Below are 399 nucleotides of genomic sequence, written 5' to 3'. Positions count from 1 at the left end.
CCATACGTCAGTAGCCCTCTCGGTCCTGCTGCTTACTGTAGGCTGTGCTGTAAAGCACCTAACTTCCCCCAGTGTTGAACGAAAAGTATTCCGACCAGTCCAGCATACTTCGTCTTCTCATAATTACCCAACCCCTAGAGGACAATCAAAATTCCGATCCATCCTTAAATTAAGGGAAGGCCATACCACCGCCACAAGGCGCATCAATTAATACCGCATCAACACTTTCATACAGATACTCACCAAATACCCGGCCATCGACGTGGGTTAGGGCGCAGGAACTCGTGCACAAGCCCAGCACATTAGCTTGGAGTAGTTTGACGCGACTGTACGCATTCTCAGTAGACACAGATAACGCTGTGTGTATCATCAAGGAGCACTTCTACTGGGGTTAAGACG

General features: G+C 48.9%; 1 protein-coding gene. It reads right to left on the bottom strand.

Annotated features, from left to right (window positions below):
• Window positions 1–169: 169 nt before the first annotated feature.
• Entirely contained in the window at window positions 170–370 is a 201-nt protein-coding gene (locus AEA42_RS11480) for a hypothetical protein (RefSeq protein ID WP_055647786.1), read from the bottom strand.
• Window positions 371–399 lie beyond the last annotated feature (29 nt).

The organism is Shewanella sp. Sh95, assembly GCF_001308045.1.
Taxonomy (GTDB): Bacteria; Pseudomonadota; Gammaproteobacteria; order Enterobacterales; family Shewanellaceae; genus Shewanella; species Shewanella xiamenensis.
The sequence above is the reverse complement of the archived record's forward strand: the minus strand, read 5'-3'. Positions and strand labels throughout refer to the sequence as shown.

Coding starts and splice junctions, on each gene's coding strand:
- AEA42_RS11480 (WP_055647786.1), bottom strand. CDS start 370: ATGATACACACAGCGTTATCTGTGTCTACTGAGAATGCGTACAGTCGC.